The sequence below is a fragment of the Nocardioides alcanivorans genome, from assembly GCF_021555175.1.
In the GTDB taxonomy this organism is placed as follows: Bacteria; Actinomycetota; Actinomycetes; order Propionibacteriales; family Nocardioidaceae; genus Nocardioides; species Nocardioides alcanivorans.
The window spans coordinates 74,994-100,730 of the sequence record NZ_JAKGRW010000053.1 but is presented as its reverse complement, the minus strand read 5'-3'; the positions used below and the strand labels follow the sequence as shown (position 1 = coordinate 100,730).

Genomic DNA, 25,737 nt, shown 5'->3' with positions numbered 1-25,737 from the left:
CGAGCCCCCGACGGGGACCCGGGCTCCGATCAGCCGAGGTGGCCGGCGCTCAGTCCGTGAACGGCTTGGCCTCGAGGATGATGACCTCGAGCGTCTTGCCGTTGGGCGCCTCGTAGGAGACGGTCTCGCCCTTGGAGCGGCCGGTGATGGCGGCACCGAGCGGCGACTCGGGGAGTAGACCTTGAGGTCCTCCGGCGCGATCTCGCGGGCACCGAGCAGGAACTTCTCCGCCTCGTCGTCATCGTCGCCGACGAACTTGTAGGTGACGACCATGCCGGGCTCGACGACACCGTCGTCGGGAGGGGTCTCGCCGACCTCGGCGCGACGGAGCATGTCTTCGAGCTGGAGGATGCGGCCTTCGAGCTTGCCCTGCTCCTCGCGGGCGGCGTGGTAGCCGCCGTTCTCCTTGAGGTCGCCCTCATCGCGAGCGTTGGCGATCTTCTCGATGACCTCGGCCCGGCCGGGCCCACGCAGCTCCTCGAGCTCCGCCTGGAGCTTGTTGAAAGCATCCTGGGTGAGCCAGATGGTCTTCTGCTCAGTCATGTGCGTACTCCTGCGTTGCTGGTGCGGGACGGCGATGTCCCGCCTGGTAGGTCTTGCCTCAAGCGGTTCCGGCAATGCTTGAACGTCGGGTGGGCTGCTGCCGCCCTGGGTTCGACAGCACGGCACAGCCCTGCGCGAGGCGTAGAAGTTCCAAGGCTAGCAAAGGACGGCGCGCAACCCACCTTTTCGGTGTGTCCGTGCGCACACCCGGCCCGCCGGGCCGGCGGTCACTTGGCGCCGGGCTGGTCCTTCGACCAACAGCCGATCCAGTTGACCGAGGAGGCCCCGCGCTCGGTGGAGATGGTCTGCTCGTTGATGCCGTCGACCGGTGTGAACTGCAGTTCTCCGACGGTGGTGTGGTCGTCGGCCAGGGCCTGCACCCGGCAGACCGGTGTGTCGACGTCGTCGTCGAGCCTCACCTTGGCCACCACCGTGACGGTGTGGTCGTCGACGACCTCCCAGGTGTTGATCGCCGAGCTGACGCCGGGGGTCGCCTGCAGCCACGTTGCCCACGACACCCAGACGATCGCGATCGCGGCGATCACGATGCTGATGCCGATGACCAGCGGGCGGCGGCCGGGTCGGGTGCCATAACGATCGGCGAGGTCCACACTCACGCCGACGATCCTCTCATGGGTGGGGGAACCTAGAATCCTCACCATGTCCTCCACCTCGCGCGCCGGTCTCCGGCTGATGCACGTGCATGCGCACCCCGACGACGAGTCGAGCAAGGGTGCTGCCACCACCGCGAAGTACGTCGCCGAAGGCGTCGACGTCCACGTCGCCACCTGCACCGGTGGCGAGCGTGGCTCCGTGCTCAATCCCCAGATGGACCGCCCCGAGGTGTGGGAGAACATCACCGACATCCGCCGCAGCGAGATGGAGGCCGCGCGCGACATCCTCGGGATCAAGCAGGACTGGCTGGGCTTCATCGACTCGGGTTGGCCCGACGGCGATCCCAAGCCGCCGCTGCCCGAGGGGTGCTTCGCCCTGCAGCCGGTCGAGGAGGCAGCGCTGCCTCTCGTGAAGCTGATCCGCAGCTTCCGTCCGCACGTCGTGACGACCTACGACGAGAACGGCGGCTATCCGCACCCCGACCACATCATGTGCCACAAGATCTCGGTGTTCGCCTTCGAGAAGGCCGCCGACGCCCATTTCGCGCCGGAGCTCGGGGCGCCGTGGCAGGCGAGCAAGCTCTACTACCAGCACGGCTTCAACCGGCCGAGGACGCTGGCGATCAACGACGCACTGATCGCCGCGGGCCTGGAGTCGCCCTACGCCGAGCGGCTGGAGAAGTGGAAGCCGGACCCGAAGCACGACGACCGGGTGACCACACAGGTCGAGTGCGGCGACTACTTCGAGGTGCGAGACCGCGCGCTGCTCGCCCACGCCACCCAGATCGACCCCGACGGCCACTGGTTCGCGATCCCGCTCGACCTCCAGCGCAAGGTGTGGCCCACCGAGGACTTCGAGCTCGTGGTGAGCCACGTCGAGACGACCACTCCCGAGGACGACCTCTTCGCAGGGATCCCGCTGCCGGTCGAGGAAGGCCCGGTTGAGAGGATGCAGGCATGAACACCCTGCTCCTCCTCGCCACCGAGACGCTCGCCAAGAAGCCGCCGGAGGCGAAGGACGTCGTCGCCGGGTGGACCGCCTTGTGGATCTTCGTCGGCCTGATCCTCGCCGTCGCCCTGCTCTGCTGGTCGTTCGTGCGCCAGGTGCGCAAGGTCAACAGGGCCAAGGAGTCCGGAGTCTTCGGTGAGGACTCCCGACCCGGCCACGGCCCCGACGCGGACGGACCCACGAAGTAGCACTCCTTGCCGCCTTGCTCAGCCCCCGGCGGGCGCGCGGGCGATGAGCAGGGTGTCGTACGCCGTCTCCCGGGTTGCGTCGGCAGCAGTCACCTGACGTTCGACCCGGGAGGCCTCGATGACGTCCCAGCCTTCGTCGAGCAAGGTGGCGAGCTCGTCGGCGGTGGTCAGCAGACTCGGGTCCTGGGGGCCACCGACGCCGTGGGGCAGGTTGTGGCTGTCGTGGCTGATCCAGAACAGGGTGCCGCCCGGGGCGGTCATCGCGCAGGCATTGGCCACCAACCGACGCCGCTCGGCCAGTGGGAACTGCAGGTAGGCGACCAGGGTCAGGTCGACGGGCTCCACGGGCGCCCAGGAGAGCACGTCTGCGCAGACCCAGTCGATCTCCACTCCGAGCCGCTCGGCGATCGCGGCTCCCTTGGCCAAGCCGGCGTCGGAGAAGTCGACGGCACTCGCCTGCCAGCCCAGACCGGCCAGCCACAGGGCGTTGCGGCCCTCACCCGCCCCCAGGTCCACCGCGCGGCCGGGCGGCAGCGACGCGAGCCGCGCCTCGACGTACTGGTTGGGCGTCGCCGACCAGACCAGCTCGCTGGCGGCGTAGCGGGCGTTCCATCCAGCGGCGTCCATCAGCGACCGTCCAGGCCGGTGAAGCGGTGGTGCCCTGCATAGACGTTGAGCGATTCGCCGCGGACGAATCCGGCCAGGCCCATCCCTGCCTCCTCGGCGAGGTCGATCGCCAGGGTCGACGGGGCGGAGACCCCGGCGATGATCGGGATCCCGCCGAGCCAGGCCTTCTGCACCAACTCGAACGAGAGCCGGCTGCTCACCTGCAGCACGGTGCCGCGCGCCGGGAGCCGGCCCTGCATCAGTGCCCAGCCGATGACCTTGTCGACGGCGTTGTGGCGTCCGACGTCCTCGCGCAGCACGAGCAGCTCGCCATCGGTGGTGAAGAGGCCGGCCGCGTGGATGCCGCCGGTGCGCTCGAAGACCGCCTGGCCCTCACGGAGGCGGTCGGGCAGCCGCCCGAGCAGCTGCAGGTCGACCCTGGCCCCGTCGTCCCCGAGCCGCCACTGCGCGGCAGTGCGCACCTGGTCGAGACTGTCGCGGCCACACAGCCCGCACGCGCTGGAGACCGTGTGGTGGCGGTGCTGGTTCGGGGCCGCTCCCTCGAGGGTGACGTCCACGATGTTCTTCGCGGGATCGGGGCGGCCGTCGTCGCAGTAGCGGACACCGACGAGTTGTCCGGGATCGGTGACGGTGCCCTCGGAGAGCAGGAATCCCACGGCCAGCTCGAAGTCGTCACCCGGCGTACGCATCGTGACCGCGACCGGGTCCTGTCCGACGCGGATCTCCAAGGGCTCCTCGACGACGATCGAGTCAGGTCGGCTGTCGACTCGTCCCGACCGCACTCGGGTCACCTTGCGGCGCTCGGCTCGGGGGCTCATGGGGCCATCCAACCACTCGTTCGCCGCCTCACAGCACGAGTTCGGGCTTGACCCGCTGGGCGTTCCACACCCGCTTCTTGCGGGCCACCCGACTCGTCACCAGGAGTGCGACGGACAACCACGCCCCCAGCACCAGGACGTCGGCGAACACCCGCGCGTCGAGGCCGCCGTACATCAGTTGCCGCAGGCCGTCGACCGCATAGCTCATCGGCAGCAGGTGGTGGAAGACGTGGAGCGATCCGGGGATCGTCTGCCACGGGAACGTGCCGCCCGCGGTGACGAGTTGCAGCACCATCAGCACCAGGCCCAGGAACTGCCCCGGAGTGCCGAGCAGGGCGTTCAGGGCATGGATGATGGCCACGAAACAGGCCGAGCACAAGAGCAGGAAGAGCCACGTGCCCATCACGTTGGCGGGCTCGATCCCCAACGCCAGCGCGACGATCGCAAACATCACCGTCACCTGGGCCACCCCGATGAGGGCGGGGGTGTACCAACCGCCGAGTGCCACGCGCAGCGGCGTCTGGTTGGCGGCAAGTGCACGGGTGGAGAGCGGTCGGACGAGCAGGAAGAGCACATAGCCGCCGATCCAGGTGGCGAGCGCGAGGAAGAACGGAGCCAGGCCGGCGCCGTACGACCCGGCAGAGGTCTGCGCGGTGGAACGCACGTCGACAGGGTTGCCGATCGTGTCGGCGATCGCCTGTTGCGTGTCGTCATCCAGCGCGGGGATCTGCTCGGCACCCTCGGTGAGCCCCTTGGTGAGCTGCTTGGCGCCGTCGTGGAGCTGGGTGAGGCCGGTGTGCAGCTCTCCCGCGCCCTCGGCGAGCTCACCGGCGCCGGTGGCCAGCTCAGCAGCCCCGGCATCGAGCTGTTCGGCGCCTGCGCGAGCATCGGTGATCCCGTCGACCAGAGCGGGTACGGCGTCCGCGAGCGCGCCGGCCCCGTCGGCCACGTCGCGCGCGCCCTCGGCCAGGGTGTCGAGCTTGCCCTGCACCTCACCGGCGGCCTTGTCAGCATCGCGGATGGGCTTGCCCACCCGGTCGTAGACCTGCAGCAACCGACGCTGTTGGGCGGGGGTGAGCCCTTGCTCGGCCATCGCGCTCTCGAGGTCGTCACGCGTGTCGGCGTACCGCTGGTCGATGTCACTCACCACACCGCTCACGGTGTCACCGATGTCGGCGATCCTCTGGTCGGCGTCCGCGACCTGTTGGGCTCCGTCAGCGAGCTTGCGGGCAGAGGCAGGCAGCGGCTCCACCTCGTCCTCCATGGTGCGCAGCCCCGCGACGAGCTGGCCGGCGCCGTCGTCGAGCTGGGTGGCGCCCTCGGTCAGTTGCCCGGCGCCGGTGTCGAGCTGTTTGGCACCCTTGCGGGCCGTGGCCAGGCCGTCGCGGAGCTCCGCGGCGCCGTCCGCACCATCGAGCAGCCCGCTGCGGACGTCGGCGAGCCCTGTCAGGAAGGTGCGACTGGCCTCCTCCGAGACCTCGCTGGCGACTGCGTCGCGCACCTTGTCGACCACGGTGTTGGCGATCGTGGTGGAGAGGTAGGAGTTGGCGTCGTTGGTGATCAGCCGGATCCGTGCCTGTTGGGGTTCGGCGGTGCCGACGCTGGAGAGCGAACGGGAGAAGTGCTCGGGGATCACCAGGGCGAAGTCGAACTCGCCGTCCTCCACGCCGGCTGCGGCCTCGGCCTGTGAGACCTCGTGCCAGTCGAAGTCGCCGGAGTCGAGCAGGTTGTCGGCGACCTGGCGTCCGGTCCGCACCTCCTCGCCGTCGGTGCCGGTGGCTCCGTCGTCGGCCATCACCAGGAGCCGCGGGCACCTGGTCGAGCCGTGCGTAGGGGTCGTCGTTGGCATAGAGGTAGAGCCCGGCGTAGAGCGAGGGCACCAGCACGAGCGCCAGCACCGCGATCCGCGGCAACCGGCCGGCGGTGATCCGTCGCATCTCGGTCCAGGCAATGCGCAGTGAGGTCATCGGGTCTCCTCCCGGCCGATGTGGACCATGCGTAGGTCGTCGGGCACCGGGAAGCCCGGGCTGGCGGTCACCAGCACCCCGAACCCTCGTTCGGCCAGGCCCCGGGCGATGTCGAGCACCTGCTCGGGTTGTGTGCCGTGTCGCTCGGGATAGGTGAGCACCACGTGGGCGACCCCGGGGCGTGATGCCGCCAGGTCGGCCATGAGGCGGACCCGGGCCACCGCGGGCACCTCGCCGATCGGCAGGTCCTCGTGGGCCGTCATCTCGTGTTCGGCGAGCACCTCCCGGACCGCGCTGCGCCGCGCCGGACGGCCCGCCATCGCAAGCTCCTCGCCGACGATCACGTGGAGCGGGATGTTGTCGTCGGGTTCGCTGACCCCCGGGACGTCGACCAGCACCACGGCGGACTGGAGCTCGCGTGGCTCCTGTGACTCGCCCAGCAGCACCCGCCCCGAGGTGGGGACGATCCGGCCGGCCAGGGCCAGGGAGACCACGGTGTGGCCGCTGCCGGGGCGGCCGATCGCCACCACCACCTCGCCGGGCGCGACACCGAGCTTGGTGCGGGCCAGCAGGGTGCGGCGTGGTTCGCGCAACTCGATGTCGTCGGCGAAGAGGACAGGGGTGGTGTCGGCCTTCTCGGTCACGGTGGGGAATCTACTCGCCGGTCACTTCGTGGGGTCGAACCCGGTGGGCGGGAACCGTGGTGCCGTCCGCCACGTCACAATGGTGTCGCAATGTCGAGCTGTGAGGAGTGGCGCGATGATCGGTCGTCGGTGGCGCACGTGGTGGGGTCTGCTGGGGAGTCTCCTGGTCGTGCCTGTGGTGGTGCTCGTCGCTGCCGCGCCCGCGCACGCCTGCTCGTGCGTGATGGGGAGACCGCTGACTACGTCGGGTGGGCCGATCGGATCGTCACCGGGACGGTGACCGAGGTCGACGAAGCCGGACCCGGTCCGGACGGCACCATGTCGAGCGCGGCCGACGTGACCTTCACCGTCGCCGTGGACCAGGTCTTCAAGGGGGACGTGGGAGCCGAGATCGAGGTGCACACCGCGTCGGGAGGCGCCTCCTGCGGCATCGACCCGCTCCCCGGGCCGGAGGAGCAGTGGCTGTGGTTCCTCGCAGCGACCGAGGAGGGCCGCTACGGCGCCTACCTCTGCGGCGGCTCCGGTCCGGCCGGCGAGCAGAGCATCGCGGAGGTCGTCGACCTCACTGGCAACCCAGGCACCGCAGGCGCCGAGGCAGGACCTGCCGACGACGGCAGCACCGAGGCAGCCTCGACTGCTGCCGGTGGGACCGACGCCGACGAACAGGACTCGAGTGACGCCGTACCGTGGGGCGTGGGCGGGATCGCCGTCGTGCTCGGCGCCGCGTTGGTGGGAGTCGCCGTCGTACGCCGGCGCGCCTGAGCGGTCCGCTGCGTTCCGTTCAACGGACCCCGGGGCTGCCAGGGTCACCGGCGGTCGGAGACGATGACCCCATGACGACGCAGCCCGTGGCCAGCCCTGCCAACATCGACGCCGCCGCCCAGCGCCTCTTCCGGGCGATCGAGACCAACAGCCCATGCGATCCGGTGCGCGACCTCATCGGCGAGAACGACGTGGCGGCCGCCTACAAGGTGCAGGAGCAGCTCATCGCGGCGCGGGTCGGCGCCGGAGCGAAGGTCGTGGGCCGCAAGATCGGTGCCACCTCCAAGGCGGTCCAGGACCAGCTCGGCGTCGACCAGCCCGACTTCGGCGTGTTGCTCGACGACATGGAGTACCGCGAGGACGAGGTCGTCCCGATGTCGCGCCTCCTGCAGCCCAAGGTCGAGGCCGAGGTCGCCTTCGTGCTCGGAGAGGACCTCGCCGAGGGTGAGCTCGACGTCGCCCAGGTGCGCGGGGCGATCGACTACGCAGTTGCCGCGCTCGAGATCGTCGACTCCCGCATCGAGAACTGGAACATCTCGTTCGGTGACACCGTCGCCGACAACGCCTCCAGTGGCCTCTACGTGCTGGGTACCCAGCGCCTCACCTTGGCCGACTTCGAGCCAGTCGAGGTCGAGATGTCGATGACCATCGACGGCGAAGAGGTCTCAACCGGCAACGGCGCGGCCTGCCTGGGCGACCCGCTCAACGCCGTGTCGTGGCTGGCCCGCTATGCGCGCGACTTCGGGGTGCCGCTGCGCGCCGGTCAGGTGCTGCTCTCCGGCGCCCTCGGCCCGATGCGCCCGGTCGCGCCCGGCCAGGTCGTCACCGCCCACATCTCTGGCCTGGGAAGCGCCACCGCCACCTTCTCCGCCTGACGCGAACCTTCAGTCGGAACGCGCGAACCTTCAGTTGGAACGCGCGAGCCTTCAGTTGGAATGCGCGAGCCTTCAGTTGGAATGCGCGAACCGAGTGATCGACGTACGAAGGGCGGCCGTCAGGCCTTCTTGACCACGCTGGACTTGAGCTGCATCGGGCCGAACCCGTCGACCTTGGCGTCGATGTCGTGGTCGCCGACACCGTCGACCAGGCGGATGCCGCGCACCCTGGTGCCGACCTTGATGGTGCCGCCGCCCTTGACCTTGAGGTCCTTGACGATCGTCACGTTGTCGCCGTCCAGCAGCACATTGCCCACCGAGTCACGGACCTGGGCAGCCTCCTCTGCCGCCGCCTCCTCGCTCGGCGACCACTCGTGGGCGCACTCGGGGCAGACCAGCAGCTCGCCCATCTCATAGCTGTAGGCACTGGAGCACTGGGGACACGGGGGAAGTTCTTCGGTCACGAGCGAAGATCCTAACGGTGCCCGACTCGTCACGTTTCTGCGCTCGGCCGCTACTTCGTGGCGATGTGGAGCGGCAGCCGGTAGGCAGCGGGTGCCAAGGGCGGCACCGTCGGCCTGTCGGGGGCGACCGGCCTCAGGCGTTGGTACGCCGCTCCGTGCGGTGGACGCGGATCCTCGTCTCCCTTGTTGGGCCAGAAGGCCATGGCGCGTTCCGCCATGGCGGTGATGGTCAGGGAAGGGTTCACGCCGAGATTGGCCGCGACGACCGATCCGTCGACCACGTGCAGCCCGGGGTGGCCGTGCAGGCGGTGGTAGGGGTCGACCACGCCGTCCTCGGGTGTCTCGCCGATGGGGCATCCCCCGATGAAGTGGCCGGTTGTCGGCACGTTGACCAGGTCTGCCCAGGTGCCGCCCGCAATCCCGTCGATCTCGTCGGCGACCCGACGGGTCACGTCGTGGGCGGCCGGGATCCACACCGGGTTGGGCTTTCCGATGCCCTGCTTGGTCGTCATCCGACGACCCCAGGGGCGACGCCTCGTGTAGGTCGTCAGGGAGTTGTCGTCGGTCTGCATCACCAGCAACGGGATGGTCTGCTCCGACCACCTCCGCGGGTCGTGGAGCGTGAGCAGGTCGCGACGGTTGCGCCACATGGCGCGCAACCCCGTGAGCAGTCGATTGCGGCCCGGCTCGACGTCGGTCAAGGTCGCCATCAGCAGGCTGAGCGCGTTGCTGCCGTGGCCATAGCGACAGGGCTCGACGTGGGTCGACTCATCGAGGTGGATCGACGACGTGATCGCCACCCCGCGGGTGAAGTCGACGTCGGTGCGTCGCGAGCGGGCGCCGAGGACCGCTTCGGAGTTGGAGCGCGACAGCTCACCCAAGCGTCTCGAGATCCGCGGCAGGCTGCCTCGGTCACGGAGCCTGTGCAGCAGCCGTTGAGTGCCCAGGGACGCCGCGGAGAAGATGACGTGGTCTGCGGTGAACACCGTCTGCTTGCGTCCGCCCGTCCGGCGGGTGGTCACCAGGTAGCCGCCAAGGCGCCGCGGCACCACGTCGGTGACGGTGGTGAGGGGGTGCACCTCGGCGCCGGCCTGCTCGGCCAGGTGGAGGTAGTTCTTCACCAGCGTGTTCTTGGCGCCGTGACGGCAACCGGTCATGCACTCGCCGCAGTTGGTGCACGTCGTGCGTGCCGGCCCTTGGCCACCGAAGAACGGGTCAGCCACCGTCTGGCCTGGTCGCTCGCCGAAGAGCACGCCGACCTCGGTCGGGTGGAAGGTGTCACCCACCCCGAGTCCGTCGGCGACCGCCTTCATCACCTCGTCGGCGGGTGACACCTCGGGGTAGGTGGTGGCACCGAGCATCCGCTTGGCCTGGTCGTAGGCCGGCGCCAACTCCTCGGCCCAGTCGGTGATGTGCGCCCAGTGCGCGTCCTCGTAGAACGCCGTCGGCGGTTCGTAGAGGGTGTTGGCATAGACGAGGGAGCCGCCGCCGACTCCGGCGCCCGACAGCACCAGGATGTCCTTGAGCAGGGTCATCCGCATGATTCCCTTGCAGCCCAGTGCCGGCGCCCAGAGGTAGTCGCGCACCCGCCACGACGTCGTGGGGAGGTCCTGGTCGTCGAAGCGCCGCCCGGCTTCGAGGACACCGACCTTGTAGCCCTTCTCGGTCAGCCGCAGCGCAGAGACCGAGCCGCCGAAGCCGGAGCCGATGACGATGACGTCGTAGTGCTTGACCTGCTGGTTCATGCCCGGACTCCCTGCTCCACGATGGTCTCCACGAACACGGACGGGTCGAACTGCCAGGTTCGTTGCTGGTACTCGGCAACGGTTCCCGGCCAGTTGGTGGTGATCCTTCCGGCGTCGGTGCGATACCAACTCGCGCAGTCGTTCCACACCGACGCCCCCAGGCGCGACTGCATCTCCGCATCCCAAGCGGCCGCCGCCTCCGGACGGGTGTCGAGCGCGATCCGCTCGCCCAGATGCAGGCCGCCGGCGAGGTGCCGGACCGCGTCGACGACGTACCGGGCCTGCGCCTCCATCATCGAGACGATCGAGCCGCCGCCGAGGTTGGTGTTGGGGCCGTAGATCCAGAAGAGGTTGGGAAAGCCGGGCACGGTCATGCCCAGGTGCGCGTGCGCACCATTGCGCCACACGTCCGCCAGGGGAGGTGGTCGATGCCGCTCACGTCCATGCCACCGAGGAAGTCGGTGGCCGAGAAGCCGGTGCCCCAGATGATCACGTCGGCTGCGTGGAGCTGCCCGTCGACGGTGCGGATGCCGCCCGGCTCGACCGCGTCCACGGCCTCGGTCACGACGGCGACGTGGTCCCGGTCGAGCGCGGGATACCAGTCGTTGGAGAAGAGCAGCCGCTTGCACCCGATCGGGTGGTCGGGCACCAGCTTGGCCCGCTTCAACGGGTCCTTGACGGTCGCGCGCAGGTGCGCCCGCCAGGAGGTGCGCAGCAGCCTCGGCAGCACCCCGCCGCCCTCGAACGCGGCGTTGAGCCACTCCGACAGCCGCCAGGTGAGGCCTCGCCCGAAGGCCTGAGCCGTCGGCAGGCGTCGGTACGCCGCGTGGTGCGCCCGCGTGTAGGCCCGGTCCGGCTTCGGCACGACGTAGGGCGCCGAACGCTGGAAGACGGTCATGCTCGCGACGTCGTCGACGATGGCCGGCACGAACTGGACGGCCGAGGCGCCGGTGCCGAGCACCGACACCCGCTTGCCCCGGAGGTCAACGTCGTGCCGCCACGCGGCGGAGTGGAAGGTGGGGCCGTCGAAGGTGTCGACACCGGGCAGTGCAGGGATGACGGGGTCGGAGAGTTGACCGGTTGCCGGCACCAGCACATCGGCGACGTACTCGCGGCCGGTCGCGGTGACCACGCGCCACTGGTGGACGCCCGCCTCCCAGGTCGCGGAGACGACGTGCTGGCCGGTGTGGATCCTTTCGCGCAGGTGGAGTGCGTCGACCTGCTGCTCGATGTAGCGCAGGATGTCGGGCTGCGTGCCGTAGCGACGCTCCCAACCGGGGTTGGGGGCGAAGCTCCACGAGTAGAGCGACGACGGCACGTCGCAGGCGGCGCCCGGATAGGTGTTGTCGCGCCACACGCCCCCAGGTGCGTCGGCCCGCTCGAGCACCGTCACGTCGTGCTGGCCGGCGCGACCGAGGTGTGCGGCCACCCCGAGACCGCCGAGGCCGGCGCCGATGATCAGCACGGAGGGGGAGTGCGCGTCAGTCATGCTCGGCAACCTAGGACGAAGCGCGGACGTGGGGGAGACAACTGCGGCCACGCGATCCACAATTGCGGACATGTCCCTCGACTTCGCCCGCCCTGCTGCCCTTTCGTGGGACTTCCCGCGGGATGCGGCAGGACTGTCGGTCCTGGTCGGCCACGGTCGCGAGCGCGGTCTGGAGGCCCCAGCGCTGCTGGTCGGCACCGGCGTGCACGAAGACGACCTGCTCTCCGGGGAGCAGCTGGTGACCGCTCGCCAGGAGCTCCGGGTGGTGCGCAATCTCCGAGCAGCGCTGCCCGACCTGTTCGGTGTCGAGGTGGGCGCGCGCTACCGGGCGGAGACGTTCGGAGTGCTCGGCTTCGCCCTGCTCAGTAGCCGCACGCTGGCCGAGGCGGCCAACCTCGCCCTACGGTTCATCGACCTCAGCCACACCTTCGCCATCCCCACGCCGCGGGTCGAGGGGAAACGGGTCGTGGTCGACTTCGACGACTCCGCGTTGCCCGACGACGTCGCTCGCTTTCTCGTCGAGCGTGACCTGACGGCGGTGTGGAAGGTGCTCGACCAGCTCCATCCTGTCGGCTTCGCTCCCGGCCGCGTCACCTTTCGTGGGGCCGAGCCGGTCTCGGTCGGTCGGCATCGCGCGGTGCTCGGGGTCGATCCTGTCTTCGGTGCGACGGACAACAGCCTCGCCTTCGACGCCGCGCTGCTCGACACGCGACTACTGGGGGAGGCACGGGGCATGCCCTGACGGAGTCGATGTGTGCCGACCTTGTCTCCCGCCGCCGCGAACGTACCGGTACTGCTCATGAGGTGCGGGTGCTCATCGCCCAACAGCTCGGCGTGGGCGCGCCCATGGCCGGCGTCGCCTCCGCCCTGGGACTGGGGGACCGGAGCCTGCGCCGGCGCCTGGCGGCCGAGGGAGTCAGCTATCAGGCGCTGCTCGACGAGGTGCGTGAGACGCTCGCCGTGCAGTTGCTCGAGACCGGGCTCCTCACGGTGGAGGACGTGGCGCTCCGTCTGGGCTACGCCGAGGCCTCCAGCTTCATCGTCGCCTTCCGCAGGTGGCGCGGGACCACCCCGGCGGCATACGTCGCACCGGCCGACCGGGCTGGCCCGGGTCAGTAGCGTGGAGACATGACTCGCATTCTTGTGATCGGTGGCCACGGCAAGGTGGCCCTCCTGCTCGAGCCCATGTTGGTGGAGCGCGGTGACGAGGTCACGGCCGTCATCCGCAACCCCGACCATGCCGACGAGGTGGCGGACACCGGCGCCGAGGCCCTCATCGCCGATGTCGAACAGTTCGACACCGCTGGGCTCACGGAACTGGTCCGCGGCTACGACGCCGTGGTGTGGTCGGCTGGTGCCGGTGGGGGCGATCCCGAGCGCACCTATGCGGTCGACCGCGACGCGGCCTCCCGCACCATCGATGCGGCGGAGATCGCCGGGGCGAAGCGTTTCGTGATGGTCTCCTACTTCGGTGCCGGCCCCGACCACGGCGTACCGGAGTCCGAGCCGTTCTTCGCCTACGCCGAGGCGAAGGCGGCTGCTGACGAGCACCTGCGCGCCAGCAGCCTCGACTGGACGATCCTCGGGCCGAGCGGCCTCACCCTCGACCCGCCCACCGGACTGATCGAGGTCGCGCCTGCCGTCTCCGGGAAGAGCCAGGTCGCCCGGGCCGACGTCGCCGCCGTCGCCGCCCACGTGCTCGCCGACCCCACCACGATCGGCCGGTTCATCGAGTTCAACAACGGCGACGTCCCCATCGCCGACGCCCTTGCCCGTTGACCTCCGAACGTGAAGGAAGGGGATCGTCCCTAACAGATTTGTAGTTTCCGGCCAGAAACTACAAATCTGTTAGGGACGATCCCCCTTTCGGGGTCCCGGGAGGAGAGGTCAGGCCTCGTCGGCGAAGTCCACCAGCGACTTGAGGACGTCGGCGAGCTTGGCCTGCACCTCGGCGTCGGTCAACGGGTCGACCTCGATGCCGGGCTGGGAGACGACCTGGTCGGCGAGCACCTTCGCCCCAGCGATCCCAGCGGAGCGCACGGTCTCCTCGTGGGCCCACTTGCCGCCGTACGGCGTGGGGGTGGTGCCGATGACCGCGAGCGGCTTGCCCACGAGGGCACCGGCGCCGTAGGGACGGGAGAGCCAGTCGATGGCGTTGTTGAGCACGGCGGGCATGGTGCCGTTGTATTCGGGGGTGACGACCAGGACACGGTCTGCCTCGGCGACCTGCTTGCGGAGCAGGCTGGCGGCCTCGGGGGCGCTGCCGGCGTCGAGGTCCTCGTTGTAGAAGGGCACTTCCGCCAGGCCCTCGACGATCTCGATGCTGACCCCCTGGGGAGCGCTGTCACGCAGGGCCTCGGCGAGCTTGCGGTTCACCGAGTCGGCGCGGAGGCTGCCGACGAGGGTGGCGATACGGATGGCCGACATGGAGAAGCTCCTCTTGGGTGTTCAACTGGTTTCCGGGTGCTAAACGGACCGGAGTCCGGTTTCATTCCCGTGACCTGCACCACGTCGAGCCCTTCGCCACTAGGCTGGCAGTGCCATGCCGACTCCTGAGCATCCACTGCTCCCGCTCCTCGACGACCCGCCGCTGCCCCGCAGTGACGCCGCACGCAACCGCGACGCGGTGCTGCAGGCAGCCGTGTGCCTGGTCGCGCAGGAGGGTGCCGCCTCGGTGACGATGGAGTCGGTCGCAGAGGCGGCCGGTGTCGGCAAGGGCACGGTCTTCCGAAGGTTCGGCAGCCGGCCGGGCCTGATGGCGGCCGTGCTCAACGAGTCGGAGACCGCCTGGCAGGCTGCGGTGATCGCCGGCGAGCCGCCGCTCGGACCGGGCGCGTCGGCGTACGACCGGCTCGTCGCCTTCGGACGCTCCCGCCTCGAGCTCAACCTGGCCCATGCTGACCTCATCGAGGCCGCCAGCGGTCCCGATGGCCACTCCCATCCGGCACGACTCTTCGCCGTCATGCACGTGCGCCACCTGTTGGCCGAGTGCGGGGTCGACGGTGACCTGCCCTTGCTCGCCACTTCACTCCTGGCGCCGCTCGACATCTCCGTGGTACGCCATCAGGTCGGCTCCGGGTTCGGCGTCGAGCGGATCGCCGACGCCTGGTGCGACCTCGCGCGGCGCGTGGTCGGCTGACCCCGAGAAACACGTCAGCGCCGTACGCCGAGGTCATCAGGTGACCTCAACGTACGGCGCTGAGCGGCCGGAGGGGTCAGGCCAGCAGGTCGCGCACCGCGAGGGAGCCGAAGACCATCGCGGAGCCGAGCGGGGCGCCCGGAGCCGGGTAGTAGGCGCCGAAGACCGAGGCGGTCGCATTGGACGTGGCATAGAGGCCGGGGATGACCGAGCCGTCCTCGCGAAGCGCCCGCGAGGCTGCGTCGGTCACGACGCCGCCCTTGGTGCCGAGGTCGGAGAGCACGAACTTCGCTGCGAAGAACGGGCCGTTGGCCAGTGGGGAGAGCGCCTTGTTCTTGCCGTTGTCGGTGTAGACGAAGTGGGTGTCGAACTCGTCGACGCCGCGACCGAAGTCCTCGTCGACGCCGCTCTCGGCGAAGCCGTTGAAACGGTCGACGGTCTCGACGATTGCCGGGATGCCGATCTTCTCGGCCAGCTCCTCGACGGTGTCGGCCTGGACCCACGTGCCCGCAGCGAGATGCGCCGCAGCGTCGCCCTGCGGGATCGCGATGGCAGGAAGCTGACCGCCCTCGGAGTTGTCGAAGAGGTACCACGAGGGGATCCGCTCGGGTGCCTTCGCCATCTCGCGGCCGAACCGGTCGTAGGGAAGGTTCTCGTTGGCGTAGCGCTTGCCGGTCTGGTCGACCATCAGGCCCGAGCGGAAACCGAGCGTGAAGGTGCCCCAGCCGTCGGGCTGGGCCAGGCCGGGGCAGTACCAACCCTCGTCGAGCAGCGCGGTCGCGGCTCCGACCGCGGCAGCGGCGTCGACCGGCTCACCCTTGTTGGTGCCCACCGGCGCCATCGTCCAGTCGGCCGAACCCGGCACCCCGCGCGCCGTCCGACGGGCCTGGTCGCCCTCGTAGCCGCCGCTGGCGAGGATGACGCCCTTGCGGGCGGTGATCGTGACCGGGCCGTCCGCCGTCTGGGCGACGATGCCGGTCACCCGGTCGCCGTCGGTGACGAGCTCGGTCATCGTGTGACCGGTCAGCACGGTGCCTCCGTCACGCACGAACATCGCGAGGAGCCGGCCGACGAGGGACTGGCCACCCGTGAGCGTACGGCGCCCGCCCTCACCCACGCGGTCCTTCTCGACCGGCGGGCGCAGCAGTGCGTCGACCTGCTCGGGGAGCTCGTCGCGCTTGATGCCGAGGGGCGTGATCGAACGGCCGCCGGGGAGCGGCCGGGGCGCTCGTAGTACTCCGGGAAGGAGATGAACTCGAACTCCATGAGCTCGTCCGACTCCAGTTCGGCGACGAGCTCCGGAGCGTGGGTCAGGAATGCCTCGACCTTGTCCTGGCTGGGGTCGTCGAGCAGGGCGCCGAGGTACTCGCGCGCGGACGCCGTGGATTCGGCGAGACCGGCCCGCTGCTGCACTTGGGTGCCGGGCAACCAGCACGCGCCGCCGGAGTAGGCGGAGGTGCCGCCGACCTTGTCGGTGCGCTCGACGACCACGGTGGAGAGTCCGTGCTTGGTGGCCAGGTGCGCCGCCGTCAGGGCGCCGCCTCCGGAACCCACCACGACTACGTCGAAGACCTGCTCGTTGCTCATTCGGCTCTTCCCTTCGTTGCGATCGCTCGCACACTACGAGCCACGAGTCGTTGGTGGCGGTTGAGTCCCATCGGGCGGGCGGTGTCGGCGCCCGCGTGCGTCTCCGAGTGAGGGTTCGCGCGTTCCGAGTGAGGGTTCGCGCGTTACGAGTGAGGGTTCGCGCGTTCCGAGTGAGGGTTCGCGCGTTCCGAGTGAGGGTTCGCGCGGGTCAGGGGCGGACGGCGGGAATCACGCGCTCGCTGATCAACCGCAGGTGCTGCCACGAGGGCTCCTCCGGCATGCCGCCGCAGGCCGGGTGACTGGTGACGACCTTGATCTCACGCGCCTTCAACTTGTCGATGAGCTCGTCGGGGAGAACACCGCGTAGACGCCGGCGGCCCGCATCGCCTCGACGGTCGTGGACGCATCGGCGACGTGGCTCGCGGACTTCGGGTCGCGGCCGCCCTCGTCGCGCCACGCCTGGTAGGCCTGCGCGTCATGGAGCAGGTGGATGCCGTGCTGGTCCCAGAATGCGTCGGGGTCTTCGGCGCAGAAGATCGTGGCAGGACCCTGCTTCGGGGGAGCGAGCACGAAGCCAGGCTCGCGCCCGGCGTCGCGGCAGCCCTGCTCGTAGGCAGCACGCAGCTCGGGGGATGCGGTCTGCGGGGCAAACCCCAGGCCGAGGCGGGCGGCGCGGCGGGCCGCGACCAGCGAGCCGCCGCCGTAGAAGAAGTTGGGGTGCGGCTGGCTGAACGGAGTCGGGGTGACCCGCTGCTTCACGCCGCCGCGCTCGACCTCCTCGCCGTGCAAGGCAGCGAGGAGCAGCTCCAGCCTGGCCTCCATGTCGGTGCCGCGGCTGGCCCAGTCACGTTCGAGCAGGGCGTACTCCAGGGGGCGGTAGCCGAGCCCGAACGTGTAGCCGACGCGACCCTTGCTGACGTGGTCGAGCACCGCGATGTCCTCGGCCAGGCGCACCGGGTCGTAGAGGTTGCCCAAGATGGCGGCGATGGAGATGCCGATCCGCTCGGTCACGGCGGCGAAGGCGCTCGCCACGATCAGCGGACTGGGAAGGTACCCGTCTGCCGACGCGTGGTGCTCGGACAGCACGATCGCGTCCTGACCGTGTTGGTCGACGTACGCCGCCTGCTGCACGGCGCGGGCGAAGAGTGCCTGACGCTGCTCGGGCGACGCGTTGGGGAGTCGGAAGTCGAAGCGGGTGACGAAGACGGCCATGTCGTCACCCAACCAGAGTCCGGGCCATTTCTCGCTGCAGGTTCCATCGGGCCGCCGTACGACCAAGGGATGACCGAGGTGTCACCGCGTGGACGACGCGAGCCGGACGTGCGACAGGTCAGGATCGGAGGCTCGACCTCGAGAGGACACCAGATGCGGATCAGACGGATGGCAGCGGTGACGGCGATGGCCCTGGTGGCTGCCGTGGGGACGGTGGTCCCCGCAAGTGTGGTGGGCGGCGCGGCGGGCTCGGCGCAGGCGGCGACGTCCGGCGGCACCATCGTGTTCATCAAGGGCGACAACGTCTGGGTGGCCCGCGGGGACGGCTCCGGGCAGACGAGGATCACCACCGATGGCACCAAGGCAAGCCCCTATGCGGAGCCGAGCATGTCCGACAACGGGCGGATCGCGGTGATGAAGGGCAACAGGATCCGAGTGATCAACCAGTCCGGCAAGGTGTTGAACACGATGTCGCCCGGGAACCTCTTCGTCGAAGGCGGGGTACGACGATCCGGCTCACGCCCATCATGGAGCCGGCCATCTCGCCCGACGGGAAGCGCGTGGCCTACTCCCAGCTCCGGACCGTCCAGTACTCCGGCTCCACGTCGTGGACGATCGAGGCGCTGACCGGGTTGAGCAACATCCGCGACGGTTCCGACGACCTGGCCGGCGGACTCGTCATCGGCTCCGACCCGTCGTGGCTGACGAATTCGCGCCTCCTCTTCACGAACTCCGGGCCGGTGAAGATCCACGACTGGGGAAGCGACGCCGCGCCGAGCACGTGGTTCGACGCCGACGACATCTTCGAGCTCGACGACTGGACGTACGTCGACCTCAGCGACCCGATGCTCTCGCCCAACGGGCAGCGCCTGACGTTCCTGGCACAGGGGCTGGCATCATCACGCTCGCTTCGGTGACCGGGAACCCGCGCACCAGCGTTCCAGCTCCTCCCGTCTATGCGTGCTCTGCCAACGAGGAGGAAGAGACTCCCGAGCCGTATCTCAGCGACTTCGAGCGCCCGAGCTTCGGGCCGAGCAACGACGAAGTGGTCTACGAGCAGTACGGGAGCATCCACAAGATCGACAAGTTCGGTGCCTGCGGCTCCGCCACGACGTTCAAGAAGATCATCGCGGGCGGCACCGACCCGGACTGGTCGAAGGCCACCTACGACCCGGGCAAGCCCGGTGCCAGCACCAAGGCCCTGAAGTTGAAGAAGAAGCCCGCCGTCAAGGGCAAGGCCAAGGCAGGCAAGACCCTCAAGGCGACTGCGGGCACGTGGTCGAAGGCGCCGACGAAGGTGACGTTCCGCTGGCTGCGCAACGGCAAGGCGATCAAGGGCGCCAAGGGGGCGAAGAAGGCCTACAAGGTCGCCAAGGCCGATCGCGGCAGGAAGCTCTCCGTGCAAGTGACGGTCAAACGCCCGGGGTTCAAGCAAGCGAAGGCGACCTCGAAAGCGGTGAAGGTGAAGAAATAGCCCCGAACGAGCGTCGAAATCCGGGTCGTCCCTAACAGATTTGTAGTTCCCGCCGAGAAACTACAAATCTGTTAGGGACGACCGCGCGTGTCGGCCGGGGTACCGGGCGCGACGAATTTGGGCGAAGCCCTTGCTTTGTGACCTGGGTCATGGTCAGACTGGACACATGTCCAGTCAAGTGTCCGGTGGGCCGCGGCAAGGGTTGAACCTTCGTCAGGCCGAGACCTACGAGCGGCTCCTCGCCGCCGGTGAGGCCGAGCTCCGTGCCGTCGGGCGGGAGGCACTCACGGTGCGCACCGTTGCCCAGCGAGCCGGGGTGTCACCGGCCACCGCCTACACCTACCTTGCCTCGCGCAACCACCTCTTCGCGGAGCTCTTCGCGCGGTTGCTCACCGACAACCCGGCCCCCGAGCCGACGCAGGGTACGGCGTACGAGCGGGTCCGCGCGGTCGTGCACCACTTCGCGGCGCTGCTGCACGACGCCCCGCAGATCACTGCCGCGGTGACGCCGGCGCTGCTCGGTGACGACCCCGAGGTGGAGCGGCTGCGCCTGAGGATCGGTGCCGAGTTCGCCCGCCGGTTCGCCGCGGCGCTCGGCGACGCCAACGAGCCCGACGTTCTGGACGCCCTGCTGCTGGCCTTCTCGGGAGCGTTGCTCCAGGTCGGCATGGGCCTCATGACCTACCCCGAGTTCCGGGACCGGCTCGATGCGGTGACCGCAGTGATCCTCAAGGAAGCCTCATGACCGATCTGGTGCTCGACCCCTACGACTACGCGTTCCAAGCGGACCCCTACCCCGTCTACGCACGGCTGCGCGAGCACGAGCCACTCCACCACAACCCCGCCCACGACCTGTGGGCGATCACCCGGCACGCCGACGTGAGCGCTGCGCTGCGTGACGACACCCGCTTCTCCAACGCGATGGGGGTCTCCCTCGACGTCAGCGCGTGGCGGCCGGACGCCTACAAGGTGATGTCGTTCCTGGCGATGGACGCCCCGCGCCAGACTCGACTGCGCAAGCTGGTCTCGCGCGGCTTCACCCCGCGCCGGGTGCAGGAGTTGACCCCGCGCATCGAGCAGCTCACCCACCACTACCTCGACCGATCGCTCGACGGCGAGCTCGACTGGATCACCGACGTCGCCGGGCGCCTGCCGATGGACGTCATCTCCGAGATGATGGGCGTCCCGGAGGCCGACCGTGACGAGATCCGGCGGCTGGCCGACCTCGTCGTCCACCGCGAGGAGGGTGTGCTCGACGTGCCGGTCGCAGGCATGGAGGCATCCCTGCACCTGGTCGCCTACTACGCCGAGATGGTCACCGAGCGCCGGGTGAGGCCGACCGATGACCTCACCTCAGCGCTCTGCCAGGCGGAGATCGACGGCGACAAGCTCGACGACGACGAGATCATCGCCTTCCTCTTCCTCATGGTGGTGGCCGGCAACGAGACCACCACGAAGTTGCTCGGCAACGCCGTCTTCCACCTCACCCAGCGCCCCGACCAGTTCGCGCAGGTCTTCGAACCCGGCGCCGACCTCGTCAACGTCTGGATCGAGGAGACGCTCCGTCACGACACCTCCAGCCAGATGGTGGCTCGCCACCTGCTGCAGGACTACCGCCTCGGGGACGTCGTCGCCCCGGCCGGCAGCAAGGTGATGATCGTGCTCGGCTCCGCCAACCGCGACGAGCGCGTCTTCACCGAGCCGGCGGTCTACGACATCCACCGCGACAAGGACGAGCTCACCCAACTGGTCAGCTTCGGTGGCGGTCGCCACTACTGCCTGGGGGCCAACCTGGCGCGGCTCGAGGCTCGCATCGTGCTCCGCGAGCTCGTCCGCAGGGTGCGCCACCTCGAGGTCGAACACGAGCAGTGCGTGCGGGTCCACTCCACCAACGTGCGCGGCTTCGCTTCCGTTCCGATGCGCGTCGAGCTCCGACAGAAGGCCCTCGCATGAGCCACTTCCCAGCCCATCCCGATCGCCGCCCCGTCGTGGTGGCCGGGGCCTCCTCCGGCATCGGCGCCGCCACGGCGCTCGCCCTGGCGGCACTCGGCCACCCGGTTGCCCTCGGAGCCCGGCGCATCGAGGCCTGCGCGGAGCTGGCCGCGAAGGTCAATGCCAACGGTGGTACGGCGGTCGCGTACCCGCTCGACACCGCGTCCACCGACTCCGTGGCCGAGTTCACTGCTGCGGTGAGTGCCGACCTGGGTGACGTCGAAGCGCTCGTCTGCAGTGCCGCCGTACTCCAGCCGGGGAAGCTGGTCGAGACCGACTCCGAGCAGTTCGCCCGCGAGGTCGACGTCAACGTGGTCGGCGTGCACCGCTTGGTGCGGGCACTCGTGCCCGGCATGGTCGAGCGGCGGCGCGGTGACGTCGTCCTCGTCTCCTCGGACTGCGCCGACCAGGTGCGCCCGTTGATGTCCTCCTACGCCACGACGAAGTGGGGGATCGAGGGCTTCGCCCGATCGCTGCGCCTGGAGACGGAGGGGACCGGCGTACGCGTCGGGGTGGTGCGGCCGGGCCCGACCATGACCGGCATGGGCATGGACTGGAACGCGGACGACACCACGATGGTGCTGGAGGGCTGGAGCAAGCTCGGCTTCACCCGCAGCGGTCACTTCATGAAGCCCGACGTCGTCGCCGACGTCATCGCCACCATGGTGCGCATGCCCCGCGGCTCGATGTTGCCGCTGGTCGAGGTGCAGCCCGAGATCTCCCTGGAGGAGTCATGACCCTGTCCGCCACTCCCGACCTGACCGCGATCCCCGAGGTTTCCTCGGAGTTCCCCGGCCACGAGCACGGCCATCTCGAAGACCTGCGCCACGACCCCATCGGGCTGCTCCACCGGGTCCGCGACGAATGTGGCGATGTCGGCCGCTTCCGGCTCGCCGACAAGGACGTCGTGCTGGTGAGCGGAGCCGAGGCGAACGAGGCCTTCTTCCGGGCGCCGGACTCGCTGCTCGACCAGGGTGAGGCCTACCCCTTCATGACACCGATCTTCGGCAAGGGGGTGGTCTTCGACGCCACTCCCGAGCAGCGCCAGGAGATGCTCAAGAACCAGGCGCTGCGCGGCGACATGATGCGCGGCCATGCCAGCACCATCGAGGCCGAGATCAATCGGATGGTCGCGGGGTGGGGCGACGAGGGTGAGATCGACCTGCTCGACTTCTTCGCCGAGCTGACGATCTACACCACTTCGGCGTGCCTGATCGGCAAGCCCTTCCGCGAGGAGCTCGATGCCTCCTTCGCCGAGCACTACCACGACCTCGAGCGGGGCACCGACGCGTTGGCGTACGTCGATCCCTACGCCGACATCGAGTCCTTCCGGATCCGCGACGCGGCTCGCGAGCGGCTGGTCGCATTGGTGCAGGCGATCATCGACAAGCGGTTGGCGCGGGGCACGGTGGCGCGCGAGGACCGCGACCTGCTCGACGTACTGATCTCGCTGAAGAATCCCGACGGGTCCGACTACTACACGGCCGACGTCATCACGGGCATCTTCATCTCGATGATGTTCGCCGGCCACCACACCTCCTCGGGCACCGCGGCGTGGACGTTGATCGAGCTGCTCCGCAACCCGTCGGTGATGTCGGCCGTGGTCGACGAGCTCGACGAGCTCTATGCCGACGGGTCCGAGGTCTCCTTCCAGGCGCTGCGCTCGATCCCACAACTCGAGGCGACGCTCAAGGAGACGCTGCGACTGCACCCACCGCTGGTGTTGTTGTTGCGGGTGGCCAAGGAGGACATCGAGTTCGGAGGGTTCACGGTGCCGGCGGGGACCATGGTCGGTGCAACGCCACGGGTCTCGAACCGGATCGCCGAGGACTTCCCGGATCCGGAACGTTTCGACCCCGGGCGCTACATCGACCCGCATCAGGAGGACCTGCAGAACCGGTGGACGTGGATCCCGTTCGGTGCCGGCAAGCATCGTTGCGTGGGCAACGCCTTCGCGATGATGCAGCTCAAGGCGATCTTCTCCGTCGTGCTGCGTGACTACACCTTCGAGATGGCCCAGCCGTCCGAGTCCTACCGCGACGACACCTCGAAGATGGTGATCCAGCTGGAGAAGCCGTGCACGGTCCGCTACCGCCGGCGGGTCCGATGAAGGTCGAGGCCGACGTCGACCTCTGCCAGGGCCACCAGATGTGCCAGGGCGAGGCGGCGACTGTCTTCGGCTTCGACGCGGACGAGGACGTCGTCGTGCTCCTCGACGCCCATCCCGACGACTCACTGCGTGACGCGGTCGCTGCGGCGGTCAAGTACTGCCCGGCGATGGCGCTCACGCTGCGGGACTGACGCAACTTCTGGCATCTCGACGCACCACAACTGCTACTTCGACGCACCACAACTGCTACTTCGCGAGAACTTGGAGACGAACATGGGCAACCTCAGCAGGGCAGAGATCGAGGAGTTCTGGGAATCCTGGTTGGCGGTCAACCGGGAGGCCGAGCGGATCGGCGACTGGAAGATCATGGCCGACCACTACGCGGAGGACGCCACCTACGGGTGGATGTACACCCCCGATGAGCACTTCATGGCAATCGGGCGCGAGCAGATCCGAGACCTCGCGATCGGTCAGGAGATGGCCGGCCTCGAGGGGTGGCACTACGACTACCAGGCCACGATGATCGACGACGTCAACGCGATGGTCGTCGGGTTCTGGAAGCAGCGGTCGGGGATCACCGACGACGCCACCGGCAAGGAGTTCGAGATCCTCGGCATCGGGGGCAGCTGGTTCGGCGTGGGGCGCATCGACCATGGCCCGGACGCCGGCCAGGTGAAGTTCACCTGGCAGCGTGACTGGTTCGACCTCGGTTCGACGGCGCACACCTTCCTCGCGCTCGCCTCCTCCGGCAAGGCGCCCCAGGGTCTGCTCGACCGGATGTCGGTGCACGGCCCCTCGCAGCCCGGCCACTACAAGTACGCCGACCTGCCGGCTCCCGTCTGGCCGGAACCTGTCGAACGCGGGGACTTCATCACGCAGTCGGGCGCCCCGGTGGTCGAGCCCTCCCCGGTGGTCGAGCCCTCCCCGGTGGTCGAGCCTGTCGAGACCCCCGATGAGCGCCCTTCCCCTCCCGCCCAACTCCTGCTCGACGGCAAGCTGACGGCGGCGAGCGACGGGGCGACGTACCCGATCTGGAACCCGGCGACCGGGCAGCAGATCGGAGTCGCTCCCGACGCCACCGCCGACGACCTCGAGACCGCGATCGCTGCCGCTCGCCGCGCGTTCGACGAGAGCGACTGGGCCACCGACAAGGAACTGCGGCTGCGGTGCCTGCGACAGCTGCACCAGGCGCTGGTCGAGGATGCCGAGGCGTTCAAGGCGCTCACCACCGTCGAGGTCGGGATGCCGACCTTCATGATGGGCGCCGCCGGATTCGACGTGCCGGTCGACGGTCTTCGCTGGGTCACCGACCTGCTCGAGTCCTACGAGTTCAGCACGGACCTCGGCGAGGCGAAGCCGATGGGCATCGCGACCCGGCGCACGGTGCACCGGGAGCCGGTGGGGGTGGTCGCTGCGATCACGCCGTGGAACGTTCCCACGCAGATCAACCTCGCGAAGATCGGTCCCGCCCTGGCGGCCGGCTGCACGGTGGTGCTCAAACCGGCCCCGGACACTCCGTGGGTGGCGGCCGAGCTCGGCCGCCTGGTGGCCGAGCACACGGACATCCCCGCCGGGGTCCTCAACGTCGTGACGCCGCGCAGTAACGAGGTGGCCTCGGTGCTCGCCACCGACCCGCGCATCGACATGGTCTCCTTCACCGGCTCCACCGCCACCGGCAAGGCGATCATGGCCGCCGCCGCCATGACGCTCAAGAAGGTGTTCCTCGAGCTCGGGGGCAAGTCGGCCGCGATCGTGCTCGATGACGCCGATGTCTCTGCCGCCGCGGGCGCAACGGCGTTCGCCGCCTGCATCCACGCCGGACAGGGCTGCGCCCTCACCACGCGATTGGTGGTGCCACGCGAGAAGTACGACGAGGCCGTTGCCACGGCCGCCTCGGTGATGGAGTCGATCGGCGCCAAGGATCCGGCCGACCCCGGCGCCATCTGCGGTCCGGTGATCTCGCAGGTCCAGCGCGACCGGGTGGCCGCGTACCTCGACCTGGCGTTGGCTGAGGGTGGCCGCTTCGCCACCGGTGGCGCGGTCATCGAGCAGGACGGATTCTGGGTGCAGCCGACCGTGGTGGCCGGGCTCGACAACTCCTCGCGACTGGCGCAGGAGGAGATCTTCGGCCCGGTGCTCGTGGTGATCCCGCACGACGGTGACGACGATGCGGTGCGGATCGCCAACGACTCGGCCTATGGCTTGTCCGGATCGGTCGACTCCGGGTCGGTGGAGCGGGCGAAGGCCGTCGCGGCACGGATCCGCACCGGCACGATGGCGATCAACGGTGGGGTCTGGTTCAGCCCCGATGCTCCCTTCGGTGGCTACAAGCATTCCGGCATCGGCCGGGAGATGGGCGTGGCCGGGTTCGAGGAGTACCTCGAGACCAAGACGGTGGCGGAGCCGGCCTGAGACCGCGCTCGCGCGCGGTCGGCGGGTCGGGGCCAGGTGGGACGACAGTGAAACCGAGGAAGGACA

At 69.3% G+C, this 25,737-nt stretch carries 31 protein-coding genes and 1 pseudogene; 17 read left to right on the top strand and 15 right to left on the bottom strand.

What is annotated here, in order from left to right; genetic code table 11:
• Positions 1-49: 49 nt before the first annotated feature.
• Positions 50-543 (bottom strand): annotated as a pseudogene (greA, locus tag L1066_RS22605) (transcription elongation factor GreA).
• Between the two features lie 227 nt (positions 544-770).
• Complete coding sequence (locus tag L1066_RS22600; protein ID WP_235738633.1) at positions 771-1,160, bottom strand: DUF4307 domain-containing protein; 390 nt, start codon at positions 1,158-1,160, stop codon at positions 771-773.
• 43 nt (positions 1,161-1,203) lie between these two features.
• On the opposite strand from L1066_RS22600, the gene mca reads away from it, so the two are divergent.
• Both mca and L1066_RS22590 read left to right on the top strand, forming a co-directional pair.
• Positions 1,204-2,118, top strand: coding sequence for a mycothiol conjugate amidase Mca (mca, locus tag L1066_RS22595; protein ID WP_235738632.1), 915 nt, complete (start codon positions 1,204-1,206; stop codon positions 2,116-2,118).
• The gene (locus L1066_RS22590; protein ID WP_235738631.1) at positions 2,115-2,354 is read left to right on the top strand and encodes a hypothetical protein; all 240 of its coding nucleotides are present in this window, start codon (positions 2,115-2,117) and stop codon (positions 2,352-2,354) included. Before mca ends, L1066_RS22590 begins: the two co-directional genes overlap by 4 nt.
• 18 nt (positions 2,355-2,372) lie before the next feature.
• Here the strand turns inward: L1066_RS22590 and L1066_RS22585 are convergent, their stop codons facing one another.
• The 4 genes from L1066_RS22585 to L1066_RS22570 all read right to left on the bottom strand — a co-directional run bounded on the left by L1066_RS22585 (position 2,373) and on the right by L1066_RS22570 (position 6,410).
• The gene (locus L1066_RS22585; protein ID WP_235738630.1) at positions 2,373-2,981 is read right to left on the bottom strand and encodes a class I SAM-dependent methyltransferase; all 609 of its coding nucleotides are present in this window, start codon (positions 2,979-2,981) and stop codon (positions 2,373-2,375) included.
• Positions 2,981-3,799 (bottom strand): formate dehydrogenase accessory sulfurtransferase FdhD, encoded by an 819-nt coding sequence (gene fdhD, locus L1066_RS22580; RefSeq protein WP_235738629.1) that lies wholly within the window; start codon positions 3,797-3,799, stop codon positions 2,981-2,983. The genes L1066_RS22585 and fdhD overlap by 1 nt, the downstream gene beginning before the upstream one ends.
• Before the next feature lie 28 nt (positions 3,800-3,827).
• Positions 3,828-5,594 carry a YhgE/Pip domain-containing protein gene (locus L1066_RS22575; protein WP_235738628.1) on the bottom strand — a complete coding sequence of 589 codons (1,767 nt, stop codon included), beginning with the start codon at positions 5,592-5,594 and terminating at the stop codon, positions 3,828-3,830.
• Positions 5,595-5,762: 168 nt separating this feature from the next.
• On the bottom strand, positions 5,763-6,410 hold the full coding sequence (locus L1066_RS22570; RefSeq protein WP_235738627.1) for an ATP-binding cassette domain-containing protein: 648 nt from the start codon (positions 6,408-6,410) through the stop codon (positions 5,763-5,765).
• 90 nt (positions 6,411-6,500) lie between these two features.
• Here L1066_RS22570 and L1066_RS22565 point away from each other — a divergent pair, with 90 nt between their 5' ends.
• Entirely contained in the window at positions 6,501-7,172 is a 672-nt protein-coding gene (locus L1066_RS22565) for a hypothetical protein (protein ID WP_235738626.1), read from the top strand.
• A 71-nt stretch (positions 7,173-7,243) separates the two neighbouring features.
• Positions 7,244-8,047, top strand: a complete 804-nt coding sequence (locus tag L1066_RS22560) for a 2-keto-4-pentenoate hydratase (RefSeq protein ID WP_235738625.1) — start codon at positions 7,244-7,246, stop codon at positions 8,045-8,047.
• A 119-nt stretch (positions 8,048-8,166) separates the two neighbouring features.
• Here the strand turns inward: L1066_RS22560 and L1066_RS22555 are convergent, their stop codons facing one another.
• The 4 genes from L1066_RS22555 to L1066_RS22540 are packed head-to-tail and all read right to left on the bottom strand — an operon-like array spanning position 8,167 to position 11,745.
• A complete protein-coding gene (locus L1066_RS22555; protein WP_235738624.1) occupies positions 8,167-8,511 on the bottom strand; it encodes a zinc ribbon domain-containing protein YjdM in 345 nt (114 codons plus the stop codon).
• A gap of 50 nt (positions 8,512-8,561) precedes the next feature.
• Positions 8,562-10,256: a GMC oxidoreductase gene (locus L1066_RS22550; RefSeq protein WP_235738623.1), complete on the bottom strand. Its 1,695-nt coding sequence runs from the start codon at positions 10,254-10,256 to the stop codon at positions 8,562-8,564.
• On the bottom strand, positions 10,253-10,663 hold the full coding sequence (locus tag L1066_RS22545; protein WP_235738622.1) for a hypothetical protein: 411 nt from the start codon (positions 10,661-10,663) through the stop codon (positions 10,253-10,255). Before L1066_RS22545 ends, L1066_RS22550 begins: the two co-directional genes overlap by 4 nt.
• A complete protein-coding gene (locus L1066_RS22540) occupies positions 10,627-11,745 on the bottom strand; it encodes a flavin-containing monooxygenase (RefSeq protein WP_235738621.1) in 1,119 nt (372 codons plus the stop codon). Before L1066_RS22540 ends, L1066_RS22545 begins: the two co-directional genes overlap by 37 nt.
• 70 nt (positions 11,746-11,815) lie before the next feature.
• Between L1066_RS22540 and L1066_RS22535 the strand changes: the two genes are divergently transcribed.
• From L1066_RS22535 to L1066_RS22525, 3 genes are read left to right on the top strand one after another with little or no spacing between them, the layout of a single operon-like run.
• Positions 11,816-12,487 carry an AraC family transcriptional regulator gene (locus L1066_RS22535; RefSeq protein ID WP_235738620.1) on the top strand — a complete coding sequence of 224 codons (672 nt, stop codon included), beginning with the start codon at positions 11,816-11,818 and terminating at the stop codon, positions 12,485-12,487.
• Between the two features lie 8 nt (positions 12,488-12,495).
• Positions 12,496-12,864 (top strand): helix-turn-helix transcriptional regulator, encoded by a 369-nt coding sequence (locus L1066_RS22530; RefSeq protein WP_235738619.1) that lies wholly within the window; start codon positions 12,496-12,498, stop codon positions 12,862-12,864.
• A 9-nt stretch (positions 12,865-12,873) separates the two neighbouring features.
• Complete coding sequence (locus L1066_RS22525; RefSeq protein ID WP_235738618.1) at positions 12,874-13,524, top strand: SDR family oxidoreductase; 651 nt, start codon at positions 12,874-12,876, stop codon at positions 13,522-13,524.
• A 108-nt stretch (positions 13,525-13,632) separates the two neighbouring features.
• On the opposite strand, the gene L1066_RS22520 is transcribed toward L1066_RS22525, so the two are convergent.
• On the bottom strand, positions 13,633-14,172 hold the full coding sequence (locus tag L1066_RS22520; RefSeq protein WP_235738617.1) for an NADPH-dependent FMN reductase: 540 nt from the start codon (positions 14,170-14,172) through the stop codon (positions 13,633-13,635).
• Positions 14,173-14,287: 115 nt separating this feature from the next.
• On the opposite strand from L1066_RS22520, the gene L1066_RS22515 reads away from it, so the two are divergent.
• The gene (locus L1066_RS22515; RefSeq protein ID WP_235738616.1) at positions 14,288-14,884 is read left to right on the top strand and encodes a TetR/AcrR family transcriptional regulator; all 597 of its coding nucleotides are present in this window, start codon (positions 14,288-14,290) and stop codon (positions 14,882-14,884) included.
• A 76-nt stretch (positions 14,885-14,960) separates the two neighbouring features.
• Here L1066_RS22515 and L1066_RS27215 read toward each other — a convergent pair whose 3' ends face one another.
• The 4 genes from L1066_RS27215 to L1066_RS22505 form a co-directional block, all read right to left on the bottom strand.
• Positions 14,961-16,001 carry an FAD-binding protein gene (locus tag L1066_RS27215; RefSeq protein ID WP_312008573.1) on the bottom strand — a complete coding sequence of 347 codons (1,041 nt, stop codon included), beginning with the start codon at positions 15,999-16,001 and terminating at the stop codon, positions 14,961-14,963.
• Positions 15,908-16,471, bottom strand: a complete 564-nt coding sequence (locus L1066_RS27210; protein ID WP_283095570.1) for an FAD-dependent oxidoreductase — start codon at positions 16,469-16,471, stop codon at positions 15,908-15,910. The genes L1066_RS27215 and L1066_RS27210 overlap by 94 nt, the downstream gene beginning before the upstream one ends.
• A 208-nt stretch (positions 16,472-16,679) precedes the next feature.
• A complete protein-coding gene (locus tag L1066_RS27205; protein ID WP_283095569.1) occupies positions 16,680-16,802 on the bottom strand; it encodes a hypothetical protein in 123 nt (40 codons plus the stop codon).
• Positions 16,799-17,683 carry an LLM class flavin-dependent oxidoreductase gene (locus tag L1066_RS22505; RefSeq protein WP_235738615.1) on the bottom strand — a complete coding sequence of 295 codons (885 nt, stop codon included), beginning with the start codon at positions 17,681-17,683 and terminating at the stop codon, positions 16,799-16,801. Before L1066_RS22505 ends, L1066_RS27205 begins: the two co-directional genes overlap by 4 nt.
• A 153-nt stretch (positions 17,684-17,836) precedes the next feature.
• Between L1066_RS22505 and L1066_RS22500 the strand changes: the two genes are divergently transcribed.
• The 9 genes from L1066_RS22500 to L1066_RS22460 all read left to right on the top strand — a co-directional run bounded on the left by L1066_RS22500 (position 17,837) and on the right by L1066_RS22460 (position 25,671).
• Positions 17,837-18,310 carry a hypothetical protein gene (locus tag L1066_RS22500; protein ID WP_235738614.1) on the top strand — a complete coding sequence of 158 codons (474 nt, stop codon included), beginning with the start codon at positions 17,837-17,839 and terminating at the stop codon, positions 18,308-18,310.
• On the top strand, positions 18,244-18,600 hold the full coding sequence (locus tag L1066_RS22495) for a hypothetical protein (protein WP_235738613.1): 357 nt from the start codon (positions 18,244-18,246) through the stop codon (positions 18,598-18,600). Before L1066_RS22500 ends, L1066_RS22495 begins: the two co-directional genes overlap by 67 nt.
• Positions 18,597-19,157, top strand: a complete 561-nt coding sequence (locus L1066_RS22490; RefSeq protein ID WP_235738612.1) for a hypothetical protein — start codon at positions 18,597-18,599, stop codon at positions 19,155-19,157. The genes L1066_RS22495 and L1066_RS22490 overlap by 4 nt, the downstream gene beginning before the upstream one ends.
• 166 nt (positions 19,158-19,323) lie before the next feature.
• Positions 19,324-19,902, top strand: coding sequence for a TetR/AcrR family transcriptional regulator (locus L1066_RS22485; protein WP_235738611.1), 579 nt, complete (start codon positions 19,324-19,326; stop codon positions 19,900-19,902).
• The gene (locus L1066_RS22480; protein ID WP_235738610.1) at positions 19,899-21,110 is read left to right on the top strand and encodes a cytochrome P450; all 1,212 of its coding nucleotides are present in this window, start codon (positions 19,899-19,901) and stop codon (positions 21,108-21,110) included. The genes L1066_RS22485 and L1066_RS22480 overlap by 4 nt, the downstream gene beginning before the upstream one ends.
• Positions 21,107-21,886 (top strand): SDR family oxidoreductase, encoded by a 780-nt coding sequence (locus tag L1066_RS22475; RefSeq protein ID WP_235738609.1) that lies wholly within the window; start codon positions 21,107-21,109, stop codon positions 21,884-21,886. The genes L1066_RS22480 and L1066_RS22475 overlap by 4 nt, the downstream gene beginning before the upstream one ends.
• The gene (locus L1066_RS22470) at positions 21,883-23,259 is read left to right on the top strand and encodes a cytochrome P450 (RefSeq protein WP_235738608.1); all 1,377 of its coding nucleotides are present in this window, start codon (positions 21,883-21,885) and stop codon (positions 23,257-23,259) included. The genes L1066_RS22475 and L1066_RS22470 overlap by 4 nt, the downstream gene beginning before the upstream one ends.
• On the top strand, positions 23,256-23,450 hold the full coding sequence (locus L1066_RS22465; protein ID WP_235738607.1) for a ferredoxin: 195 nt from the start codon (positions 23,256-23,258) through the stop codon (positions 23,448-23,450). The genes L1066_RS22470 and L1066_RS22465 overlap by 4 nt, the downstream gene beginning before the upstream one ends.
• Before the next feature lie 82 nt (positions 23,451-23,532).
• Positions 23,533-25,671, top strand: coding sequence for an aldehyde dehydrogenase (locus tag L1066_RS22460; RefSeq protein ID WP_235738606.1), 2,139 nt, complete (start codon positions 23,533-23,535; stop codon positions 25,669-25,671).
• Positions 25,672-25,737: the final 66 nt, after the last annotated feature.

Excerpts from the sequence above, each read along its gene's own strand:
- mca (WP_235738632.1), top strand. The coding sequence starts at position 1,204 with ATGTCCTCCACCTCGCGCGCCGGTCTCCGGCTGATGCACGTGCATGCG.
- L1066_RS22590 (WP_235738631.1), top strand. The coding sequence starts at position 2,115 with ATGAACACCCTGCTCCTCCTCGCCACCGAGACGCTCGCCAAGAAGCCG.
- L1066_RS22585 (WP_235738630.1), bottom strand. The coding sequence starts at position 2,981 with ATGGACGCCGCTGGATGGAACGCCCGCTACGCCGCCAGCGAGCTGGTC.
- fdhD (WP_235738629.1), bottom strand. The coding sequence starts at position 3,799 with ATGAGCCCCCGAGCCGAGCGCCGCAAGGTGACCCGAGTGCGGTCGGGA.
- L1066_RS22575 (WP_235738628.1), bottom strand. The coding sequence starts at position 5,594 with ATGGCCGACGACGGAGCCACCGGCACCGACGGCGAGGAGGTGCGGACC.
- L1066_RS22565 (WP_235738626.1), top strand. The coding sequence starts at position 6,501 with ATGTCGAGCTGTGAGGAGTGGCGCGATGATCGGTCGTCGGTGGCGCAC.
- L1066_RS22560 (WP_235738625.1), top strand. The coding sequence starts at position 7,244 with ATGACGACGCAGCCCGTGGCCAGCCCTGCCAACATCGACGCCGCCGCC.
- L1066_RS22550 (WP_235738623.1), bottom strand. The coding sequence starts at position 10,256 with ATGAACCAGCAGGTCAAGCACTACGACGTCATCGTCATCGGCTCCGGC.
- L1066_RS22540 (WP_235738621.1), bottom strand. The coding sequence starts at position 11,745 with ATGACTGACGCGCACTCCCCCTCCGTGCTGATCATCGGCGCCGGCCTC.
- L1066_RS22535 (WP_235738620.1), top strand. The coding sequence starts at position 11,816 with ATGTCCCTCGACTTCGCCCGCCCTGCTGCCCTTTCGTGGGACTTCCCG.
- L1066_RS22530 (WP_235738619.1), top strand. The coding sequence starts at position 12,496 with ATGTGTGCCGACCTTGTCTCCCGCCGCCGCGAACGTACCGGTACTGCT.
- L1066_RS22525 (WP_235738618.1), top strand. The coding sequence starts at position 12,874 with ATGACTCGCATTCTTGTGATCGGTGGCCACGGCAAGGTGGCCCTCCTG.
- L1066_RS22520 (WP_235738617.1), bottom strand. The coding sequence starts at position 14,172 with ATGTCGGCCATCCGTATCGCCACCCTCGTCGGCAGCCTCCGCGCCGAC.
- L1066_RS22515 (WP_235738616.1), top strand. The coding sequence starts at position 14,288 with ATGCCGACTCCTGAGCATCCACTGCTCCCGCTCCTCGACGACCCGCCG.
- L1066_RS27210 (WP_283095570.1), bottom strand. The coding sequence starts at position 16,471 with ATGAGCAACGAGCAGGTCTTCGACGTAGTCGTGGTGGGTTCCGGAGGC.
- L1066_RS22505 (WP_235738615.1), bottom strand. The coding sequence starts at position 17,683 with ATGGCCGTCTTCGTCACCCGCTTCGACTTCCGACTCCCCAACGCGTCG.
- L1066_RS22500 (WP_235738614.1), top strand. The coding sequence starts at position 17,837 with ATGCGGATCAGACGGATGGCAGCGGTGACGGCGATGGCCCTGGTGGCT.
- L1066_RS22485 (WP_235738611.1), top strand. The coding sequence starts at position 19,324 with ATGTCCAGTCAAGTGTCCGGTGGGCCGCGGCAAGGGTTGAACCTTCGT.
- L1066_RS22480 (WP_235738610.1), top strand. The coding sequence starts at position 19,899 with ATGACCGATCTGGTGCTCGACCCCTACGACTACGCGTTCCAAGCGGAC.
- L1066_RS22475 (WP_235738609.1), top strand. The coding sequence starts at position 21,107 with ATGAGCCACTTCCCAGCCCATCCCGATCGCCGCCCCGTCGTGGTGGCC.
- L1066_RS22470 (WP_235738608.1), top strand. The coding sequence starts at position 21,883 with ATGACCCTGTCCGCCACTCCCGACCTGACCGCGATCCCCGAGGTTTCC.
- L1066_RS22465 (WP_235738607.1), top strand. The coding sequence starts at position 23,256 with ATGAAGGTCGAGGCCGACGTCGACCTCTGCCAGGGCCACCAGATGTGC.
- L1066_RS22460 (WP_235738606.1), top strand. The coding sequence starts at position 23,533 with ATGGGCAACCTCAGCAGGGCAGAGATCGAGGAGTTCTGGGAATCCTGG.